Below are 20,594 nucleotides of genomic sequence, written 5' to 3'. Positions count from 1 at the left end.
GTCAGGCAGCCTCGAATTCGCTGAGCAGGTCGGGCCCGGGCGTCGCCAGGGCGATGCGGCGATATCTGGGCATGGCGGACAAAAGCTCCAGCGGCAAGGCGTCCAGCGCCGCCCGCCCGTCGCCGCCGATCACCGCGGGGGCATGGAACCAGGCCAGCCGGTCGACCAGCCCGGCCTGGCGCAGCAGCGCGGCGGCGAGACCGGCGCCGCCCTCGGCCAGGATCCGGGTCAGGCCGCGGGCGGCCAGCGCGCGCAGCAGGGCGCCGGCATCGAGCCCCTGGCCGGAGGCGTCGGGCGCGACCTCGAGGAGGGTGGCACCGGCCGCCCGCAGCGCGGCCAGCGCGGCTTCCGGATGGCCTGGGCGGGTGGCGATCCAGACCGGCCCCTTCCCTGGCCCCTGCCCTTCCCGCAGCATCCGGGCGGAGGCGGGCGTGCGCAGCCGGGCATCGGCGACGACGCGGACGGTGGGCACCGGCGCGAAGCCAGGGATCCGGCAGGACAGCTCGGGGTCGTCGGCCAGCACGGTGCCGCTGCCGACCAGCACCGCATCGTGCCGGCCGCGCAGCGCATGGGCGGCACGGCGGGCGGCGGGGCCGGTGATCCACTGACTCTCGCCGGTCCGCGTCGCGATGCGGCCGTCCAGCGTCGAGGCCAGCTTCAGCGTGACCAGCGGCAGGTTGCGCGTCGCGACCTTGACGAAGCCGGCATTTAGCGCCCGCGCCTCGGCCTCCAGCAGGCCGACGGTGACGTCGATCCCGGCGGCGCGCAGCTTCTCCAGGCCGCCGCCATCGACGCGCGGGTCGGGGTCGCGCATCGCCACCACCACCCGCGCGACGCCGGCGGCGATCAGCGCATCGGTGCAGGGCGGCGTGCGGCCCCAGTGGCAGCAGGGCTCGAGCGTGACATAGGCGGTGGCGCCGCGCGCGGCATGGCCGGCCCGCTTCAGCGCCTGGGTCTCGGCATGCGGGCGGCCGCCCGGCGCGGTCCAGCCGCGGCCGACCACCTCACCCTCGCGGGTGATGACGCAGCCGACCGAGGGGTTCGGCCAGGTATTGCCCAGGCCCCGCGCGGCCAGCGCCAGCGCGGCGCGCATCAGCGCCGCGTCCTGGAGCGGATCGGGCGTGCCGGGCAGCCTGGTCATGCGGCGTCGAGCACCGGGCGCGCCAGCAGCGGCTTGGCCAGCACGCTGTGCGGCAGGGTGACCTGCAGCACCGGCTCGGTGCGGCGGCCGGCGGCCTGCATGGCATAGCCGCGGCGGCGGAACAGGCCGAGCGCCCGCAGATGCCCGCTCGGCACCCGCACCCGCAGCGAGCCGACACCGGCGGCCGCCATCAGCTCTTCCAGCGCGCGCAGCAGCGCCGAGCCGATGCCCTGGCCGGTGACGGCCGGGCAGACCCAGACGCCGGTTAGGCGGGCGGTCGAACCCGGCGGGCCGGCCAGGACCGGCTCGGCCAGCACGCAGCCCAGCGCCCGGCCGTCGCGCTCGGCGAGCAGCAGGGTGGCGCCCTGCGCCGCCGCCTCGGCGAAGAGGCCCTCGAAGCGGGCGGCATCGGCGCTGCGGCGCAGCCCGGCCGGCAGCAGCGCGGTGGCGCCCTGCGCGAAGGCGGCGGCGGCCAGCACGGCCAGGGCCGGGCGGTCGGCGAAGCCGGCGGCGCGGATGACGAGGCCCGGTTCGGCGCGGACCGAGGCGAGCGCCACGGCCGACACCCCGGCGCCGAGGGCGGCCGGATGGGAAAGCTTGACCACGCTGCGCTCAGCCTTTGTCCTGGTCGTTGCCGACATCGAGGGAACCGAGGAAGGCCCTGAAATCGCTGGCCTCTCCGAAGTTCCGATAGACCGAGGCGAAGCGCACATAGGCCACCTGGTCGAGTTCCTTCAAGGTATCCATCACCATCTCGCCGATGGTGCGGCTGGTGATCTCGCTCTCGCCCTCGGCTTCCAGGCGGCGCTGGATGCCGGTGACGATGCGCTCCACCCGGTCCTCGTCGACCGGGCGCTTGCGCAGCGCGATGCGGATCGAGCGCGCCAGCTTGTCGCGGTCGAAGGGCACCCGGCGCTGGTCGGACTTCACCACCGTCAGCTCGCGCAGCGTCACCCGCTCGAAGGTGGTGAAGCGCGCGCCGCAGGAGGGGCAGGACCGCCGGCGGCGGATCGCCGCCCCGTCATCGGCGGGGCGGCTGTCCTTCACCTGGGTGTCCTCGCTGCCGCAGAAGGGACAGCGCATCCGGGGCTTCCCCGACCTGGCCGGTTCAGGCCCGGTAGATCGGGAAGCGGTCGCAGAGGGCATGCACCTCGGCGGCCACCTCGGCCTCCACGGCGGCATTGCCCTCGGGGTCGTTGGCGCGCGACAGGCCGAGCAGCACGCGGCCGATCATCCGCCCGATCTGGCGGAACTCTTCCTCGCCGAGGCCGCGGGTGGTGCCCGCCGGCGTGCCGAGGCGGATGCCCGAGGTGACGAAGGGCTTGGCCGGGTCGAAGGGGATGGCGTTCTTGTTGCAGGTCAGGTGGGCGCGGCCCAGCGCCGCCTCGGCCGCCTTGCCGGTCAGGTTCAGCGGGCGCAGGTCGACCAGCATCAGGTGGTTGTCGGTGCCGCCGGTGACGATGCCGGCGCCCTGGGCGACCAGCTCCTCGGCCAGCGCCTTGGCATTGGCGACCACCTGGTGGGCATAGGCGCGGAAATCGGGGCGCAGCGCCTCGCCGAAGGCCACCGCCTTGGCGGCGATGACATGCTCCAGCGGGCCGCCCTGCAGGCCGGGGAAGACCGCCGAGTTGATCTTCTTGGCCAGCGCCTCGTCATTCGTCAGGATCATTCCGCCACGGGGGCCACGGAGAGTCTTGTGGGTCGTGGTGGTGACGACATGGGCGTGCGGCACCGGGCTCTCATGCGCGCCGCCGGCGACCAGACCGGCGAAATGCGCCATGTCGACCATGAAGAAGGCGCCGACCTCGTCGGCGATGGCGCGGAACCGGGCAAAGTCCCAGGCGCGCGAATAGGCCGAGCCGCCGGCGACGATCACCTTGGGGCGGCTCTCGCGGGCGATGCGGGCCACTTCCTCCATGTCGATCACGCCGGTCTCGCGGTCGACGGTATAGGGGGCGACCTTGAACCACTTGCCCGACTGGTTGGCGGGCGAGCCATGCGTCAGGTGGCCGCCGGCCGCGAGGTCCAGGCCCATGAAGGTGTCGCCCGGCTGCATCAGCGCGAAGAACACCGCCTGGTTGGCCTGGGCGCCGGAATGCGGCTGCACATTGGCATAGGCCGCGCCGAACAGCGCCTTGGCGCGCTCGATGGCGAGCGTCTCGATCTCGTCGACGAACTCGCAGCCGCCGTAGTAGCGCTTGCCCGGCAGGCCCTCGGCATACTTGTTGGTCAGGATCGACCCTTGGGCCTCCAGCACCGCGCGGGAGACGATGTTCTCCGAGGCGATCAGCTCGATGCCGTCCTGCTGCCGGACCAGCTCCTGGCCGATCAGCCGGGCGATGTCGGCATCGGCCTCATCCAGGGGGGCCGAGAAGAAACGGGTGGCGAGTGGCGCGGGGGACAGCTCGTTCATCGGATCAGACCTCCTGGGGCCGGGCGCCGGCCAGGGCGGGCGGCGTCATCTTGGCGATGCGGCGATCGTGCCGGCCGCCTTCATAAGGGGTCGCGAGGAAGGTGGACAGCGCATCCAGCACCACTTCCGCGCCGATGGTCCGCGCCCCGAAGCAGGCGATGTTGGCGTCGTTATGCGCCCGGGTCAGCCGTGCCTCGGTGGTGTTGTGCACCACGACCGCGCGCACCGCCGGATGCCGGTTGGCGGTGATCGCCATGCCGATGCCGCTGCCGCAGACCAGCACGCCGAACCGCGCCTGGCCGGTGGTCACCGCCTCGGCCACCGGATGGGCGAAATCGGCGTAGTCGCAGCTCTCGCCGCTATGCGCGCCGAAATCGACGACCGGATGCCCGGCCGCCTCGAGCGCGGCGCGCAGGCTGTCCTTGAGGGCGACGCCGGCATGGTCGGCGCCGAGGGCGATGGGGGTTTCGGCCGGGTTCATGGCGCCCCCGTTACCACGCCTTGTTGATCGGTGGAACCGAGACCCCCAAGGCTTGGGCGCAACCCGGGCCCGCGAGGGCGGAATGGTTGCGGGATGGTCGGGCTTGACGCAGGCGATTTCATGTATCAATTGAAGATACATGAACCGTGACAGCCGTCTCTCGGCCGTTCTGCACGCCCTGCTGCACATGGCGGAGCATGACGGGCCGATGACCTCCGCAGCGCTCGGGCGCTGCATGAACACCAACCCGGCCGTGGCCCGCCGCACCATGGCCGGGCTCCGGGAGATGCAGCTGGTGCGCTCCGACAAGGGGCATGGCGGCGGCTGGCGGCTGGCGCGCGACCTGGAGACGGTCACGCTGCGCGACATCCACGAGGCACTGGGCGCGCCGCCGGTCTTCGCCATCGGCCACAAGAGCGAGAACCCCGCCTGTCTGGTCGAGCAGGCGGTGAACGGCGCGCTGGCCGAAGCGCTGCAGGCGGCCGAGGCGCTGCTGGTGCAGCGGCTCGGCGACGTCACCCTGGCCGCGCTCTCGGCCGATTTCCACCGCCGCCTGGTGGCGCAGGGCGGCCAGGACAGGAACACCACCCATGCTGCATGACGCCCTCATCATCGGTGGCAGCTATGCCGGCATGGCCGCCGCGCTGCAGCTGGCCCGGGCGCGGCGCCAGGTGCTGGTGGTCGATGCAGGACAGCGCCGCAACCGCTTCGCCGCCCATTCGCACGGCTTCCTGACCCAGGATGGCGAGACGCCGGACGGCATCGCCGCCCGCGCCCGGCAGCAGCTGCTGCGCTACCCGACGGTTACCTGGATCGGGGCGACCGCCGAGACCGCGGCCATCGTGGACGAAGGCTTCACGCTGCGGCTGGAGGACGGCAGCCAGCGGCATGGCAGGCGGCTGGTCCTCGCCACCGGGGTGACCGACACGCTGCCGGCGCTGCCGGGCCTGCGCGAGCGGTGGGGAATCAGCGTCTTCCTCTGCCCTTACTGCGACGGCTACGAGCTGGCGCAGGGTCCGCTCGGCGTGCTGGCGACCAGCGACGCCTGGTTCCACCAGGCGATGCTGATCCCGGAATGGGGCCCGACCACGCTCTTCACCCAGGGCCGGTATCATCCCGATGACGAGCAGCGGGCACGGCTGGCGGCGCGCGGGGTCGCCATCGAGGCGACGCCAGTGCTGTCCGTCGGCGGCGATCGCGCGACGCTGCAGCTGGCGGATGGCCGCGCCGTGGCGCTGGCCGGCCTGTTCCTGGTGCCGCGGACCGATTTCGCCAATGCCGTGGCCCATGGGCTCGGCTGCGCGCTCGAAGAGGGGCCGATGGGCCGCTTCCTCCGCACCGATGCCCGCAAGGCGACCAGCGTGCCGGGGGTCTTCGCCTGCGGCGACGCGGCGCGGGCGGCCGGATCGGTGTCGCTCGCCGTGGGCGATGGCGCCATGGCCGGGGCGGCGGTGCACCAGTCCCTGGTCTTCGGCCTCGGCTGACGAAGCCCGCTACCGCGCCAGCATGGCCAGGAAATCCATCGCCCGCGGGATCGCCAGGGCCCGCGCCGCCGGGTCGGGCCCGACGGTGACGCGGCGGCCGTCGGGCAGGCTTCTCTCGCGCGGCGCCTCGCCCGGCGCGTCGAAGCCATGGCCGGCGGTCGGGAATTCCTGGAGGCCGACCCGCCCCGCCGGCTGCATCGCCGCCCAGGCATGGCAGGCCGCCGGCGGCGTCCAGTCGTCGCGGGCGCCCAGCAGCAGGAGCAGCGGCACCCGCGCCTCGGCCCACGCCCGGCGCGACGGGCCGCAGCCGGGGTAGAAGGAAACGCCGCCGCGGATCAGCCCCGGTGGCGCCGCGGCGGCCGCGGCCAGCACCGTGCTGCCGCCATGCGACCAGCCGAGCAGCAGCGCCCCGCCCGGCGCCGCCCAGGGCTGCGCCCGCGCCCAGGCCGCCGCCGCCAGGGCATCGGCCCCGCGCACCTCGCCGCCGGCCGGGAAGTCGCGTACCCCGCAGGCCGGGCCCAGCCCGCGGCTGAGAAAACTCTCCGGGAACAGCACCGGGTGTCCGGCGGCGAGCAGCCGCGCCGCCCAGTCGCGCTCGCGCGCGCCGAGGCGGATCGTCCTGCCGTCGCGGCCGGCCAGCCCGCCGCAGCCATGCAGCGCGATCACCGGAATGCCGGGGGCGCCGCCCTCGGGCAGCAGCAGCAGCGCCTGCAGCGCCAGGCCGTCCGGCCCGGGCAGGGTGACCGGGCGCGGCTCGGCGGCCCCGGGGGCAGCCCTGGCAGCGGTGAAGGGGGCGAGCGACAGGGCGAGCAGCAGCGCCAGGCGGAGGGGACGAAGCATGGGGGCGGAGCCTGGCACCGGTCGCGGCCGGGCGCTGCTGAAATCGCCGCCATGCACGGATGGGCGGCTGGCCTGCGGCGACCGCCTCTTCCCTCCGGCGGGGCGCGCGTGGCAGGAGTGGTCGCGCCCTCCCCGGCCCTTGGCCGCCGGGGAGCATCCGTCCTGGCCGATCCCGACCAGGCTTCGCCACCGCCGGAGCCGCCGATGCCGCAAGCCCCCTTCCCCGCCCCGCCGGGTGCCTTCCCGACGATCCGGCCGCGCCGCAACCGTCACGATGCCTGGACCCGGCGGATGGTGGCGGAGAACCGCCTCTCGGTGGATGACCTGATCTGGCCGATCTTCGTCATGGACGGCAGCGCCGGCACGACGGAGGTCGGCTCGATGCCCGGCGTGCAGCGGGTGACGCTGGACCGGCTGGCGGCGCATGTGGCGCCGGCGGCCGCGCTCGGCATCCCGGCGATCGCGCTGTTCCCGATGACGCCGCCCGCGCTGAAGGATGCCGAGGGGACCGAGGCGAAGAACCCCGAGAACCTGATGTGCCGCGCCGCGCGGCTTCTCAAGAAGGAATTCCCCGATCTCGGCCTGGTCGGCGACGTGGCGCTCGACCCCTATACCGACCATGGCCATGACGGGGTGATCCGCGACGGCTATGTCGCCAACGACGAATCGGTCGAGATCCTGGTGGCCCAGGCGGTGAACCAGGCCGCCGCCGGCATCGACGTCATCGCCCCCTCCGACATGATGGACGGCCGGGTCGGCGCCATCCGCCGCGGGCTCGACGCGCAGGGCCTGATGCACACCCGGATCATGTCCTATGCCGCCAAATATGCCTCGGCCTTCTACGGGCCGTTCCGCGACGCGGTGGGCTCGGGCGGTGCGCTGAAGGGCGACAAGCAGACCTACCAGATGGACCCGGCCAATTCGGACGAGGCGCTGCGCGAGGTGGCGCTCGACCTGGCCGAGGGCGCCGACATGGTGATGGTCAAGCCGGGCATGCCCTATCTCGACATCGTCCGCCGGGTGAAGGACCGCTTCGCGGTGCCGACCTTCGCCTACCAGGTCAGTGGCGAATACGCGATGATCATGGCCGCGGTGCGGAATGGCTGGCTGGACCACGACAAGGCGATGCTGGAGAGCCTGCTGGGCTTCAAGCGCGCCGGGGCGGATGGCGTGCTGACCTATTTCGCGGTCGAGGCGGCCAAGCGGTTGAAGGCCGGCTGAGCGGCGCAGCTTGCGGCGAAGACATCCGGCCTTCACTTGGCCGGGGCGGGGCGGCCGCCCAGCTTCAGGACATGGGTCGCCTGATGCGAGAGGGAGTTGCCCCATGATCCGCCGCCTATTGCTGCAGGGCCTGGCCGTGGCCGGGCTGACCGTCGCCACCGCCTGCGCCCAGCCGGCGCCGCCGCCCTATCCGCCGGTGCCGGAGCTGCGCCGCGAGGCGCCGCTGCCGCCGCCGCCGATGCCGGAGCGCTATGTCTGGCAGCCCGGCCACTGGCACTGGAACGGCGCCGCCTATGAATGGATCGGCGGCCGCTGGATCCTGCGGCCGGTGCGCGGCGCCGAATGGGTGCATGGCCACTGGGCCTGGGGCAATGCCGGCTGGGCCTGGGTGCCCGGTCACTGGCGCTGAGGCCCCCGCGCTCCCCGAAAGCCCCACGAAAAACCCCGGCGCCGCTCTCGCGACGCCGGGGGTTCCGGTAGACCAGCCGGCGGACGGACCGGGTTTTCCCCCGGCTCCGTCCCCCTGCGATCAGCGCATGCGGCGGGTCGGGGCGGGCGCCACCACGGCCGGCGCCGGCAGGGCGAAGGCCGAGCGCAGCTCGCCCGCCATGAAGCGCTGCGCCGCGCCGGCGGTGGCCAGCAGGTTCGGGTCGACGCCGAAGAATTCGTGCGTCACCGTCGGATAGTCCTGCGCCACCACGGACACGCCGCGCGCCTGCAGGCGCTGCGCCAGCAGCATGCCGTCGCTCTGCAGCGGGTCGATGCCGGCGGTGATGATGATCGCCTTGGGCAGGCCGGCCAGCTCGGCGCGGCCATAGACGTTCAGCCGGGTGTCCTGCAGCTCGGCCGGGCTGTTGGTGTAGTGGTTGACGAACCACTGCATCATCGCCGCGTTCAGCGGCTTGGCCATGGCATTCGCCTGGTAGGAGGGCGTCGTCATGTCGGTGCCCGCCACCGGGTAGATCAGGCCCATGGCGACCGGCAGCGGGGCACGCGCCTCGCGCGCCGCCATGGCGACATTGATCGCCAGATTGCCGCCGGCGCTCTCGCCGACGACGGCGACGCGGGTCAGGTCGGCGCCGAACTGGGCGGCGTTCTGCAGCGCCCAGCGATAGGCGACATAGGCGTCCTCATGCGCCGCCGGGAACTTGTGCTCCGGCGACTGGCGGTAATGCACCGCGATCACCACCGCCTGCGATTCCATCGCCAGCGCGCGGGCCGAGGCGTCATAGGCGTCGAGCGAGCCGATCACGAAGCCGCCGCCATGGTAGTAGACGATCATCGGCATCAGCGGCCGGGCCGGCTGGCCGGCGCGCGGCGGCTCGACCGGGATATAGACGCGGGCCGGCAGCGGGCCGCCATTGCCCGGGATCTCGATGTCCTGCACCACCGGCACCGGACGCGGCGCCACCGGGCGGCCAAGCTGGCGCAGCCGCGCCTTCACCGCATCGGCCATGCCGGGCTGCATCCGCGCCTCCGCCGGGCTCAGCGTCTCGATCGGCTTGCCGCGCAGCGACTGCAGGCTGTCGAGCAGGGCGCGCATCTCCGGCTCGGCACGGCCGGTCGGGTCGGAGGGGGGCAGCATCTCGGGCTGCGCGGCGCAGGCGGCCATCAGGCCCAGCGGCAGCATCAGGCCAGCGCGACGGGTCAGCTTGATCATCGGGGGTCTCCTCGGCCGGCCGCATCAGGCGGCGGGCGATGCCGGGGAAACGTGCTCTTGGCGGTAATGGTTTCCGCTCTCGCAGATGGCCTGCGGAAGGACGCAGCCAATCTTCTCGAGCATCTTGTTTGATCGCGCGATTCAGGCTTTTCGGCGATTCCGCGTCAAGCCATCACGCTCTATCGCAGGAAGCCGGCCACCGTCGCGATCTGCTCCGCCGCCATCAGCGCCGGCGCATGGCCGCAGCCGGGAAAGGTGACCAGCGTGGTGCCGGGGCGGCCGGCCATGCGCGCCGCGGTCTCGGCCGTCAGCAGCGGGCTTTCGGCGCCGCGCAGCAGCAGGACGGGCAGGCGCAGCGCCGTCCAGAGCGGCCAGAGCGCGACATCCGCCACCGCCGGCCCCAGCGCCCGGCCGATCCCCGGGTCGTGGTGCAGGCCGAGCCGGCCATTCGGCAGGGCGCGGGCGGAATGCGTCGCCAGATGCCGCCATTGCGCGTCGGAGAGCGCGCCGAAGCCGGCATGGATGCGGCGCAGATGCGCCTCCACCTCGGCCAGCGAGGCGAAATCCGGGCTGCCGGCCAGGGCGGCGCCGATATGGGCCAGCGCCGCGGCCGGGATGGCGGCGCCGACATCGTTCAGCACCAGGCGCCGCAGGCTGGCGCGGCGGCGCGACTGGCCGGGGAGGCTGGCCAGGCCGAGCCCGATCAGCCCGCCCATCGAGGTGCCGACCAGGTCATAGGGCCGGCCCAGCCCGCGCAGCAGCGGCTGCAGCAGCGCGACATAGTTCGGCACCGCATAGAGGCGCGGATCGGCCAGCCAGGAGGACAGGCCGCGGCCGGGCATATCGATGCAGAGGACGCGGCGGCCCTCGGCCGCCAGGGCGCCGGCCAGGGCGTCGAAGTCGCGGCCGTTGCGCGACAGCCCGTGCAGGCAGAGCACCGGCGCGCCGTCCGGCGGCCCCCATTCCACCCAGCGCACGTCGACGGCGCCCAGGAGCAGGCTGCCGGCCGCCAGGCCACCGGCGGGCAGCGGCACGCGCAGCGCGCCGAGGCGGGGCTCGGGGGCGGACACCGTCACGCCCCCTGCCCCGCACGCATCAGACGATGCCGCCCTGGCGCAGCGCCGCGATCGCCGCGGCGTCGTAGCCGAGCCCCGCCAGCACGTCGTCGGTGTGCTGGCCCAGCACCGGCGCCGCCAGGCGGTAGTCCGGCGGCGTCGCCGAGAGCTTCACCGGATTGGCGATGACGGTGACCTCCTCGCCCGAGGCATGCGGCATGCGCACCACCATGTCGCGCGCCACCACATGCGGATCGGCGAAGACGTCCTTCAGCGTGTTGATCGGGCCGCAGCCGATCTTCAGGGCTTCGAGGGCCTCGATCCAGACCTTGGTCGGCTTGGTCTTCGTCACCGCCGTCAGCGTCTCGGTCACCAGGGCACGGTTGCCGACGCGCGCCGCATTGGTCGCGTAGCGCTCGTCGGCGAGCAGATGCTCCAGCGCGAAATTCTTGCAGAAGCGCTCGAAGGTCGGGTCGTTGCCGATCGAGAGCACCATGTAGCCATCCTCGGTCGGGAAGACCTGGTAGGGCACGATGTTCGGGTGCTGGTTGCCGAGCCGCGGCGGGTTCTCGCCGGTGGCAAGGTAGTTCATGCCCTGGTTGGCCAGCCAGGCGACATGGGTGTCGAGCATGCCGATGTCGATCTGCTGGCCCTGGCCCGTCGCCTCGCGGTGGCGCAGCGCCGCCAGGATGCCGATGGTGCCATAGAGGCCGGCGAAGAGGTCGGCGACCGGGATGCCGACCTTCTGCGGCTCGCCCTCGGGGTCACCCGTGAGCGACATGACGCCGCCCATCGCCTGGATCAGCGCGTCATAGCCGGGGCGCGGCGCATAGGGCCCGGTCTGGCCGAAGCCGGTGATCGAGCAGTAGATCAGCCGCGGATATTTTTCCTTCAGTTCGTTCCAGCCGAGGCCGTACTTGGCGAGCGCGCCGACCTTGAAGTTCTCGACCAGGATGTCGGCGCCCTCGAGCAGCCTGTGGACGATCGCCTGGCCCTCGGCCTGGGCGATGTCGATGGTCACCGACTTCTTGTTGCGGTTCACGCCGACGAAATAGGCGCTCTCCTTGGTCTTCGGCACATAGGGCGGCGCGAAGGCGCGGGTGTCGTCGCCGGCCTCCGGCCGCTCGATCTTGATGACGTCGGCGCCGAGGTCGCCCAGCATCTGCGTGCAGGTGGGGCCTGCCAGCACCCGGGTCAGGTCCACCACGCGCAGGCCCTTCAGCGGGCCGGTCGGTTCCGTCATCAATTCGTTCCTTGGTCTTCTCGTTCGTCACCGGTGACACCCGGGTGTCACCCCGGGGCGGTCGCGCATCAAGCCAGATTCGCGGCGATCCCGCCACCCGGCCTGCGCGGGCGCGCGGGGCCGGGTGCCGCGGCGCGGCCGCCGCCGGCGCTGCCGGCCGCCAGCCATTGCGGCAGCAGCAGGTCCAGCTCCTGCGGCCGGCCGATGGCATGGCCCTGGGCGCAGTCGACGCCGATGCCGGCCAGCAGGTCCAGGATCGCCACGTCCTCGACGAATTCGGCCACCGTCATGGCGCCGATCTCGCGGGCGATGCGGGTGATCGAGCGGACGATCGCCAGGTCGATCGGGCTGTCGGGCAGGTTGCGGATGAAGGTGCCGTCGATCTTCAGCCCGTCGACGCGGAAGGCGCGCAGATAGCCGAAGGAGGAGAGGCCGGCACCGAAATCATCCAGCGCCACCCGGCAGCCCTGGGCGCGGATGCGGTCGATGATGCCGCGCGCCTGCTCGATGTTGGCGACCAGCGCCGTCTCGGTGATCTCCAGCGTCAGCATGGCGGGCGACAGCGGCGAGGCCTCCAGCAGGCCGAGGAAGAAGGCCAGGAAGCCGGGCTCGTTCAGCGAATTGGCGGAGATGTTGAGGGCCAGCGCCAGGTCCGGCACGGCGGCCAGCGCCGGGGCGCGGCGCTGCAGCACCTCGGCCAGCACCCAGCGGTCGAGCTCGGCCATCAGGTCGTAGCGCTCGGCCACCGGGATGAACAGGGCGGGCGGCACCAGGCTGCCGTCGCGCGCCACCAGGCGCAGCAGCAGCTCGTGATGGGTGTGCCCGCCGGGGCGGATGGCCAGGATGCGCTGCGCGTGCAGCCGGAAGCGGCCCTCGCGCAGCGCCTCGCGCAGCTCGGCCGCCATGATGATCTCGCGGTGCCGGTCGGCGCCCTCGCGGGCATCGGGCGCATAGGCGATGATCCGGTTGCGCCCGGCATGCTTGGCGGCATAGCAGGCGACATCGGCCTGCTTCATCACCGTGTTGCGCGTCCCGGAGGCGGCGGTGATGGCGGCCACGCCCATGCTCGCGGTCATCGGATAGGCATGGCCTTCCCACAGGAAGGGCACCGCGGCGATGGCGAAGCGCAGCCGGTCGAGCTCGGCCATCGCCCTCTCGGCCGGGCGGTCGAAGAGGATGATGGCGAATTCATCGCCGCCGAGGCGGGCCACCAGGTCCTGCGGCCTCAGCTCCTGCGACAGCAGCCCGGCCACCGCCCGCAGCAGCGCGTCGCCCGCGGCATGGCCGGCGGTATCGTTGACGATCTTGAAGCGGTCGAGATCGATGAAACAGAGCGCGTGCTCGAGGCCGCGCTCGCGCGCCGATTCCACCGCCTCGACCAGCACTGCTTCGAATTTCCGGCGGTTGGGCAGGCCGGTCAGGGCATCGTGCAGCGCGCTGAACTCCAGCTCGCGCTGCATGCTGCGCAGCGCGCTGACATCCTGGAACACCAGCACCGCGCCGATCACCCGGCCCGCCTTGTCGCGGATCGGGGCGGCGGAATGCTGGATGTCGAGGCGCCGCGGCGGCGCCTCGGCCGCCGCCTCGCCGGCCGCCCGGCCCGGCACCGCGCGGCCCAGCAGCGCCTGCTGGTGGAGATGCAGCACCCGCTGCTCGGCCAGGGCCTGGCGCACCGGATTGTCCAGCGGCAGCGCGGTCTGCGGCGCGACGATGTCGAACACCGCCTCGATCGGCCGGCCCAGCGCCTGGTCCAGCGGCCAGCCGGTCATCGCCTCGGCGACCGGGTTGAGGAAGGTGACGAAGCCCTGGGCGTCGGTGGTGATCACCCCGTCGCCGATCGAGCCCAGCGTCACCTGCAGCCGGTCGCGCTCCTCGTGCAGGGCCGCCTCGGCGCGCTTCAGCCGGTCGATGTCCTGGATCTGCGCGATGAAGTGCTGCGGCCGCCCGGCCGGGTCGCGCGCCAGCGAGACGCTGAGCAGCCCCCAGACCAGCGTGCCGTCGCGCCGGCGGTAGCGCTTCTCCATCCGGTAGCTGTCGATCCGCCCGGCCAGCATCGCCCTGACCTGGGCCAGATCGGCCGCCAGGTCCGCGGCATGGGTGAGCGACTGGAAGGTCAGGCTGGTCAGCTCCTCGCGGGTATAGCCGAGCAGCTCGCAGACGGCGCGGTTGACCTCCAGCCAAGCGCCGTCCAGGCCGATCAGCGCCATGCCGACCGCCGAATAGCGCATGATGCCGGCAAGCTGCGCCTCGCTGGCGTGCAGCGCCGCCTCCGGGACATGGCCGGCGCCCAGGTCGCGGATCGTCAGGGCGAGGCCGAGCACCGCACCCGCCGCATCGCGCAACGGGCTGAGCGTCAGGCCGCAGAGCCGGCCCGCCCCGTCGCGCCGGCGCAGCCAGAACTCGGCCTGCGCCTGGCCCGCCCCGTCCAGCGCCTGGCGCAGCAGCCGCTCGGCCCGGCCGGCCAGCCCGGCCTCGGGCGGAAAGCAGCTGGCAAGCGGCCGGCCCGGCAGCGCCCCGGCCGGCCAGCCGAGCAGCCGCGCGGCCGCCTCGTTCCAGCCCAGCACCCGGCCCTGCGGGTCGAGCAGCGCGACGCCCTGCTCGGGCGCCGCCTCCCGGCACTGAGGCTCAAGGCGCTGGGACTCAAGGCGCTGGGGCTCAGGACGCTGGGACGCGGCACGGCTTTCGCCGGGATGGCGGCCGGGCCGCGCCGGATGGGCGGCTGTCATTCCATGCCCCTTCTCGTCTCCCGCCAGGGCCGCCGCGACCGCCGGGCCGGCGCAAGGCCCCGCCCGGCGATGATGCGACGACGCGCCACCGGCCGGCGGAGGGTATCCCGCGCCTGCCGGCCAACATCTGCGGCATCGTCCCCGATCGGGCCCGGCGCTTCAAGCGCGGCCGCGCCCGCCCCAGGGGCAGCGTCAGGGGTAGCGCCCGGGGTGGCGCCAGGGTTGCGGGCCGGCCGCCGCCGGCGCATGGTCCCGGCCCTGCGCCGGGTGGCAGCCGCGCCCCGGCTTTGCCTGCCCCGCCACAACACCGAATCTTCCGGGAGAACGCCGCCCATGCTCGACCGTCCGATGCCGACCCCGGCAGCCCCCAGCAACGACCCGCACGCCCTGGCCCGCGCCCTGTCCGGCGCGCATTTCATCGGCGGCCGCTATGCGCCGGCGGCCTCCGGCCGCACCTTCGCCGTGGTCAATCCGGCGACCGGCGAGACGGTGGCCGAAGCCGCCGACGGCGATGCCGCCGATGTCGAGGCGGCGGTCGCCGACGCGGCGCGTGCCCAGAAAGAATGGGCCAAGGTCCCGGCCCGCAAGCGCGGCGCCCTGGTGCACCAAGCGGCGCAGCTGATCCGCACCCATGTCGAGGAGCTGGCGCGCCTCGTCGCGCTCGAGACCGGCAAGGCGCTGCGCACCGAGAGCCGGGTCGAGGCCAACAACGTCGCCGACATCTTCGAGTTCTTCGGCGGCCTCGGCGGCGAGATCAAGGGCGAGACCGTGCCCTTCGGCCCCGAGGTGCTGAACATCACGGTGCGCGAGCCGCTCGGCGTGGTCGGCGCCATCATCCCCTGGAACATCCCGATGATGCTGCTGGCGCTGAAGGTGGCGCCCGCCCTCGTCGCCGGCAATGCGGTGGTGGTGAAGTCGGCGGAGGAAGCGCCGCTCGCCGTGCTGCGCATCGCCGAGCTGATGAACCGCGTGCTGCCGCCCGGCGTGTTCAACATCCTCTCCGGCCAGGGGCCGGAATGCGGCGCGCCGCTGGTCGCGCATCCGCTGGTCAAGAAGGTGACCTTCACCGGCTCGGTCGAGACCGGCAAGATCATCTACCGCGCCGCCGCCGAGAAGCTGATCCCGGTGACGCTGGAGCTCGGCGGCAAGTCGCCGATGATCGTCTTCGCCGATTGCGACTTCGAGAAGACGGTGGCCGGCGCGCTGACCTCGATGCGCTTCACCCGCCAGGGGCAGAGCTGCACGGCGGCCAGCCGCATCTTCGTCGAGCGGCCGATCTTCGACCGCTTCGTCGCCGAGATGGCGAAGCGGGTCGACGCCATGGTGATGGGCGACCCGCTGGACGAGAAGACCGATATCGGCACCATCATCTCGCCCGGCCAGTTCGAGAAGGTGAAGACCTTCATCGACGAGGGCAAGGCCACCGCCGGCGCCACCGGCCGCGCCTGCTCGGCCATGCCGGCCGATGCCGCGCTGAAGAAGGGCCTGTTCATCCAGCCGCATATCTTCACCGGCCTGACCAAGGACAGCCGGCTGGTCCGGGAGGAGATCTTCGGCCCGGTGACCTGCATCTTCCCCTTCGACGATGCGGAGGCCGTGCTGGCCGAGGCCAATGACACCGAGTTCGGCCTGGCCGCCAGCCTGTGGACCAACAACCTGAAGATCGCCATGACCTTCGCCCACCGCATCGAGGCAGGCCTAGTGCAGGTCAACCAGAACCTGGTGGTGCAGCCCAACCTCTCCTATGGCGGCGTCAAGGCCTCGGGCCTGGGCAAGGAGGCCAGCCTCGAATCGATGCTGGAGCACTTCACCCACAAGAAGACCATCATGGTGAACATGGCCTGAACGACCGTGAGCCGAGCCGGGCGGGCCGCAGGGCCCGGCCGGCGCCCCGTCCGGCCGGCGCCACAACCGCCGGTTGCCGCCGCGAAACGGCGTCGGCGCGCCGGAGAGGCCGGTTTGCAGGGCCGGAACACCCCTCCCTGCCCCTGGCGCGGCCTCGATGATTTTCGTCTGATGAAAATCTTGCCTCTTGCCTGAAAAATCGCCAGATCGTTAAGCACACCGGCCTCTTCTCGCGGTAAAGTTGTCCCCGCCGCGCCGCTGCCCCGCGTTCAGCCCTGCAGGCGCGCAGGAGCGATCCATCCTGGAACGACGGAGAAGTGGGACAACAATCCCGATGATACCTGGATCCGACAAGGCGGCGGACCCGGCCGTGCCGGACCGCCCCGGACCGGGTCCCGCCGCGGCCAGGGCCGAGGCCCATGCCGCCCGATGGCCGCAACCCGGCCGGACGCGCCCCCGCCGGCCGCTGCGCTTCCGCATGCAGCTGCTGCGGCTGGTGATGGCTGTCACCCTGCCGCTGGTGCTGCTGACCGGCGCGCTGGCCGTCTGGACCGCGCAGGAGCAGCGTGCCGAGGTGCTGCGCGGCATGCAGCATACCGGACGCGCGCTGCAACTGGCCGTCGACCGCGAGCTGCGCGCCGGCATCGCGGCGCTGGACGCGCTGGCGACCTCGCCGATGCTCGACGCGGCGCTGCTCGACGACGGCAGCGGCCAGTCGGTGGACGGCTTCCGCCTCCAGGCCGAGGCCCTGCTCGACCGGCCGACCAGCGGGCTGCGCCGGCTGGTCCTGCTGGCGCCCGATGCCCGCATGCCGCGGCAGGTCATGAACACCGCCTATCCCGCCGGCACGCCCCTGCCCCGGCTGGAGCGGCTGGAATATGCCCCCCATGCCGAGGGCAGCGGCGCCGATTTCGCGCAGATCTGGAGCCGCCTGCTGCAGCAGCGCCGGCCGCGGGTCTCCGACCTCTACCGCACGGCCGAGGATCCCGGCTGGCGCATCGCCCTCAGCCTGCCGGTGCTGCGGCAGCAGCAGGTGGTGGCGGTGCTGGTCGCCGTGATGCAGCCGCAGCGGATCGCCGAGGTGCTGGTCGAGCAGCAGCCGCCGCCCGGCTGGATCGCCAGCGTGGTCGACCGTGGCGGCGCCGTCGTCGCGCATTCGCACGACACGCCGCGCTTCCTCGGCCAGCTGGCCAGCCAGCCGGTGCTCGACTTCCAGATGGCGCGCGATTCCAACGCCACCCTGGTCAGCGCCGAGACGCGCGGCGGCCACGAGGTCTATGGCGCGCTGCGCCGGCTGGGCACCGTGCCCTGGAGCGTGGCCTATGCCGCGCCGCGCGCCGAGGTGGACGGGCCGCAATGGCGCGCGCTCGGCCTCGCCGCGGTGGGCGGGATGCTGGCGCTCGGCCTGCCGGCCATGCTGGCGCTGCGCCTAGGGCGGCGGCTGGGCCAGGAGGTCGAGGGGCTGGGGCGCGATGCCGCCGCGGTCGCGCTGGCCGAGGCGCCGCCGCCGAGCCGGCCCACCGCCGCGATCCGCGAGGTGGCCTCGGCCCGGAGCAGCCTCACGCGCGTCGGCGAAGCGCTGCATCTGCGCGCCATCGCCAAGCGCGACAGCGAGGCGCGCCAGGCCTTGCTGATGCGCGAGGTCGACCACCGCGCCAAGAACGCGCTGGCGGTGGCGCTGTCGCTGGTGCGGCTGGCGCCGCGCGACGTGCCGCCGGCCAATTTCGCCGCCAGCGCCGAGGGCCGCATCGCCGCCATGGCGCGCGCCCATTCGCTGCTGGCGCGCGAATCCTGGGACGGCGCCTCGCTGCGCGCCGTGGCCGAGGGCGAGCTCGCCGCGCATGCCGCGCGGGTGGCGCTGGAGGGCGCGGCGGTGCGCCTGGCGGCCACCGCGGTGCAGCCGCTGGCCATGCTGCTGCACGAGCTGATGACCAATGCGGTGAAGCATGGCGCGCTGAGCACGCCGGACGGCCAGGTGGTGCTGGGCTGGGAACAGCCGCCGGGCGAGGCGGTGCTGCGGCTGGTCTGGAGCGAGCGCGGCGGCCCGCCGCTGCTGCTGCCACCGGCGCAGCAGCATTTCGGCGGCCGGCTGATCCGCCAGCTGGCCGAGCGGCAGCTGGGCGGGGCGCTGCAGGTCGAATGGCGCATGGCGGGGCTGCGGCTGGTGCTGCGGCTGCCGGCGCGGCATATCCTGCCGCCGCTCGACACCGTGCCGGAGGGCCGCGCGCCGCTGACCGCCGCCGAGCCGGCGCCGCAGGGCAGCGCGATGACCTCGCTGCCGATCGGCCCGGCGCCGCGCGTGCTGCTGGTCGAGGAGGAGGCGCTGACGGCCATGGAGGCCGCGCATCTGCTGCGCGAGCTGGGCTGCATCGTGGTCGGCCCGGCGCGCAGCCCGATGGAGGCCATGCCGCTGGTCTCGGCGCAGCTCAGCGCCGCGGTGCTGGACGTGAAGCTCGGCGGCACCGAGGCCTTCCCGATCGCCGAACGCCTGGCGGCGCTGGGCGTCCCCTATGTCTTCATCGCCGGGCACGAGATGGCGGAGGGCGCCGAGGGCCTGGCCGGCCAGGCGGCGGCGGTGCTGCGCAAGCCCTATCGGCGCAGCGATCTGGCGGCCGCCGTCGCGGTGGTGCTGGAGCGGCCCGACAGCGAGGCGGACGAGGCCGGCTGACGAAAAGGCGGCTGACCAAAAGCCGGCCGAACGGAAAACGGCCCTGCATCGTGGGATGCAGGGCCGTTTCTCAGGGTATTTGGTCGGAGCGGCGGGATTCGAACCCACGACCCCCAGTCCCCCAGACTGGTGCGCTACCAGACTGCGCTACGCTCCGGTGCGGGGGGCAATAGCATCGGGGCCGCGCGCCCTCAACCCCCCTGCCGCGCTGGATCGCGACTTATCCGCCGCTGATCGGCCGATCACGTCGGCCGATCCGGTCCGTCAGTTGCCCTGCGACGGGGCAGCGAGCTGGCGCAGCTCGGCGGCCAGCGCCTCGAGCTCGGCGATGGCGCGCTTCAGCGCATGATGGCCGGCCTCGGGCAGCGCCGCCTCGGCCTCCTCCGCCATCTCGGCGGCGGGCTCGGCCTCGGGCAGCTCGGCGCCATTGTCGCGCAGCAGCCGCTGCACGCCCTTGATGGTATAGCCCTGGGTATAGAGCAGGTCGCCGATGCGGCGCAGCAGCGCGATATCCTCGGGCCGGTAGTAGCGGCGGCCGCCGCCGCGCTTCAGCGGCTTCAGCTGGGGGAATTTGGTCTCCCAGAAGCGCAGCACGTGCTGCGGGATCTGCAGGTCCTCCGCCACCTCGCTGATGGTGCGGAAGGCGGTGGGCGCCTTGCGCGGGCGGCCCGGAGCCTCCGCATCGTCAACCATCGAAGGCACCCCGTCATTCATCGCTCACACCCCGGCCTGCCGGCCCTGCCGCGCGCCGATCGGAGTCCGAAGGACTGCGGCATGGCGGGTCATTCCTCGTCGTCGGCGACGGTCTCGCCATTCAGCCGCCCCTTCAGCACCTGGCTGGGGCGGAAGGACAGGACACGGCGCGGCATGATCGGCACCTCGACACCGGTCTTCGGGTTACGCCCGACCCGCATTCCCTTCTGCCGCACCGAGAAGGTGCCGAAGGCGGAGATCTTCACCGGCCGCCCGGCCTCGAGGGCGGCAGAGACGCGCTCCAGCACGTCCTCCAGCAAGGCAGCGCTTTCGTTGCGCGACAGACCGACCTGCGCATAGATGGCCTCGGCCAGTTGCGCGCGCGTGATGGTATTCATGTCCGAGCGCGGCCCATGGCAGTTGAAACCCCCTGCAACCCCTTCTGTTTGCAACAAAACCGGGATGGCCGGCCGGCGTCAACCGCAACGGCGGGTGTGGCGCAAAAGCTTCAATTCGGTGCGTCTTTTATGCCACAGCTTGTGCTGGTGGCAGCGCCCTGCTCAGGCCCGAATCGTGGCCTCGAGCAGCAGCGCGATGGGGTCCCAGAGCATGGCGCTCTGCTCGACATTCTGCCCGCCCACCCGGGTGAGCTCCACCGCCACCCGGCGCCCGCCCAGATGCTGGTAGAACCAGCGCGCCGGATTCCCGGTCAGCACCCAGAGCATCGCCGACTCGCAGCCGATGGCGGCGAGATGCGCCGCGGCGGCGCGCAGCAGCCGGCGGCCGATCCCCTGGTCGCGCCAGTCGTCGAGCAGATAGAGGGTGGCGATCTCGCCCTCCGCCCAGGCGCCGGCGGAGCCGCCGCGCCGGGCCCGGCCGCCGGAGGCGAAGCCGACCACCTGCCCCAGCCCGTCCGGCCGGTCGCGGGCGACGGCGACGAACAGCGCCTCGCCATGGCGCCGCTCGACCAGGCCGCGGCGGTAGAAGGCGGCGAGCCGCGCCTCGGAGAGCGCGGCCAGGTAGGGATCGGGCAGCAGCCCGGCATAGGTGCTGCGCCAGGCGCTGACATGCACGGCGGCGATGGCCGGGGCGTCGGCGGGAAGCGCCCGTCGGATGCTGATCAT

The 20,594-nt window shown here is 73.1% G+C and carries 18 protein-coding genes, 1 tRNA gene and 1 pseudogene; 6 read left to right on the top strand and 14 right to left on the bottom strand.

Annotation, left to right across the window (positions count from 1 at the left end; translation table 11 throughout):
* Nucleotide 1: 1 nt before the first annotated feature.
* The 5 genes from ribD to rpiB are packed head-to-tail and all read right to left on the bottom strand — an operon-like array spanning nt 2 to nt 4,035.
* The gene (gene ribD, locus WFI16_RS04585; protein WP_419896606.1) at nt 2-1,141 is read right to left on the bottom strand and encodes a bifunctional diaminohydroxyphosphoribosylaminopyrimidine deaminase/5-amino-6-(5-phosphoribosylamino)uracil reductase RibD; all 1,140 of its coding nucleotides are present in this window, start codon (nt 1,139-1,141) and stop codon (nt 2-4) included.
* Entirely contained in the window at nt 1,138-1,746 is a 609-nt protein-coding gene (locus WFI16_RS04580) for a GNAT family N-acetyltransferase (RefSeq protein WP_419896605.1), read from the bottom strand. Before WFI16_RS04580 ends, ribD begins: the two co-directional genes overlap by 4 nt.
* 7 nt (nt 1,747-1,753) lie before the next feature.
* Complete coding sequence (nrdR, locus tag WFI16_RS04575; RefSeq protein ID WP_419896604.1) at nt 1,754-2,224, bottom strand: transcriptional regulator NrdR; 471 nt, start codon at nt 2,222-2,224, stop codon at nt 1,754-1,756.
* A gap of 25 nt (nt 2,225-2,249) precedes the next feature.
* Nucleotides 2,250-3,554 (bottom strand): serine hydroxymethyltransferase, encoded by a 1,305-nt coding sequence (gene glyA / locus WFI16_RS04570; RefSeq protein ID WP_419896603.1) that lies wholly within the window; start codon nt 3,552-3,554, stop codon nt 2,250-2,252.
* Between the two features lie 4 nt (nt 3,555-3,558).
* Complete coding sequence (gene rpiB, locus WFI16_RS04565; protein ID WP_419896602.1) at nt 3,559-4,035, bottom strand: ribose 5-phosphate isomerase B; 477 nt, start codon at nt 4,033-4,035, stop codon at nt 3,559-3,561.
* A gap of 139 nt (nt 4,036-4,174) precedes the next feature.
* Here rpiB and WFI16_RS04560 point away from each other — a divergent pair, with 139 nt between their 5' ends.
* Together WFI16_RS04560 and WFI16_RS04555 are read left to right on the top strand one after the other, a co-directional pair.
* On the top strand, nt 4,175-4,636 hold the full coding sequence (locus tag WFI16_RS04560; RefSeq protein ID WP_419896601.1) for an Rrf2 family transcriptional regulator: 462 nt from the start codon (nt 4,175-4,177) through the stop codon (nt 4,634-4,636).
* On the top strand, nt 4,626-5,519 hold the full coding sequence (locus WFI16_RS04555) for an NAD(P)/FAD-dependent oxidoreductase (protein WP_419896600.1): 894 nt from the start codon (nt 4,626-4,628) through the stop codon (nt 5,517-5,519). Before WFI16_RS04560 ends, WFI16_RS04555 begins: the two co-directional genes overlap by 11 nt.
* Nucleotides 5,520-5,528: 9 nt before the next feature.
* Here WFI16_RS04555 and WFI16_RS04550 read toward each other — a convergent pair whose 3' ends face one another.
* Entirely contained in the window at nt 5,529-6,359 is an 831-nt protein-coding gene (locus WFI16_RS04550) for a dienelactone hydrolase family protein (protein ID WP_419896599.1), read from the bottom strand.
* A 204-nt stretch (nt 6,360-6,563) separates the two neighbouring features.
* Between WFI16_RS04550 and hemB the strand changes: the two genes are divergently transcribed.
* Together hemB and WFI16_RS04540 are read left to right on the top strand one after the other, a co-directional pair.
* Nucleotides 6,564-7,580, top strand: a complete 1,017-nt coding sequence (gene hemB, locus WFI16_RS04545; protein ID WP_419896598.1) for a porphobilinogen synthase — start codon at nt 6,564-6,566, stop codon at nt 7,578-7,580.
* 103 nt (nt 7,581-7,683) lie between these two features.
* Nucleotides 7,684-7,989, top strand: a complete 306-nt coding sequence (locus tag WFI16_RS04540) for a hypothetical protein (protein WP_419896597.1) — start codon at nt 7,684-7,686, stop codon at nt 7,987-7,989.
* Nucleotides 7,990-8,109: 120 nt separating this feature from the next.
* Here WFI16_RS04540 and WFI16_RS04535 read toward each other — a convergent pair whose 3' ends face one another.
* From WFI16_RS04535 to WFI16_RS04520, 4 genes are all read right to left on the bottom strand, one after another.
* Nucleotides 8,110-9,240 carry an alpha/beta hydrolase gene (locus WFI16_RS04535; RefSeq protein WP_419896596.1) on the bottom strand — a complete coding sequence of 377 codons (1,131 nt, stop codon included), beginning with the start codon at nt 9,238-9,240 and terminating at the stop codon, nt 8,110-8,112.
* A gap of 179 nt (nt 9,241-9,419) precedes the next feature.
* Nucleotides 9,420-10,310 (bottom strand): alpha/beta fold hydrolase, encoded by an 891-nt coding sequence (locus WFI16_RS04530; RefSeq protein ID WP_419896595.1) that lies wholly within the window; start codon nt 10,308-10,310, stop codon nt 9,420-9,422.
* 25 nt (nt 10,311-10,335) lie between these two features.
* Nucleotides 10,336-11,538, bottom strand: coding sequence for a CaiB/BaiF CoA transferase family protein (locus tag WFI16_RS04525; protein WP_419896594.1), 1,203 nt, complete (start codon nt 11,536-11,538; stop codon nt 10,336-10,338).
* A gap of 68 nt (nt 11,539-11,606) precedes the next feature.
* On the bottom strand, nt 11,607-14,264 hold the full coding sequence (locus WFI16_RS04520) for an EAL domain-containing protein (protein WP_419896593.1): 2,658 nt from the start codon (nt 14,262-14,264) through the stop codon (nt 11,607-11,609).
* 333 nt (nt 14,265-14,597) lie between these two features.
* Here WFI16_RS04520 and WFI16_RS04515 point away from each other — a divergent pair, with 333 nt between their 5' ends.
* Nucleotides 14,598-16,109 (top strand): aldehyde dehydrogenase family protein, encoded by a 1,512-nt coding sequence (locus WFI16_RS04515; protein ID WP_419896592.1) that lies wholly within the window; start codon nt 14,598-14,600, stop codon nt 16,107-16,109.
* A 478-nt stretch (nt 16,110-16,587) separates the two neighbouring features.
* Complete coding sequence (locus tag WFI16_RS04510) at nt 16,588-18,777, top strand: HWE histidine kinase domain-containing protein (protein WP_419896591.1); 2,190 nt, start codon at nt 16,588-16,590, stop codon at nt 18,775-18,777.
* Nucleotides 18,778-18,857: 80 nt separating this feature from the next.
* Here the strand turns inward: WFI16_RS04510 and WFI16_RS04505 are convergent.
* From WFI16_RS04505 to WFI16_RS04490, 4 genes and pseudogenes are all read right to left on the bottom strand, one after another.
* Nucleotides 18,858-18,934: transfer RNA gene (locus WFI16_RS04505), tRNA-Pro, on the bottom strand.
* A 212-nt stretch (nt 18,935-19,146) separates the two neighbouring features.
* Nucleotides 19,147-19,491 (bottom strand): annotated as a pseudogene (locus WFI16_RS04500) (MerR family transcriptional regulator); the annotation flags it as partial.
* A gap of 68 nt (nt 19,492-19,559) precedes the next feature.
* Nucleotides 19,560-19,868: an integration host factor subunit alpha gene (locus WFI16_RS04495; RefSeq protein WP_419896589.1), complete on the bottom strand. Its 309-nt coding sequence runs from the start codon at nt 19,866-19,868 to the stop codon at nt 19,560-19,562.
* A gap of 162 nt (nt 19,869-20,030) precedes the next feature.
* Nucleotides 20,031-20,594: a GNAT family N-acetyltransferase gene (locus tag WFI16_RS04490; protein ID WP_419896588.1), complete on the bottom strand. Its 564-nt coding sequence runs from the start codon at nt 20,592-20,594 to the stop codon at nt 20,031-20,033.

The sequence above is a fragment of the Roseomonas sp. USHLN139 genome, assembly GCF_037145735.1.
In the GTDB taxonomy this organism is placed as follows: Bacteria; Pseudomonadota; Alphaproteobacteria; order Acetobacterales; family Acetobacteraceae; genus Pseudoroseomonas.
Note: the sequence above shows the minus strand (reverse complement) of the source record. Positions and strands in the feature narration are given on the sequence as shown.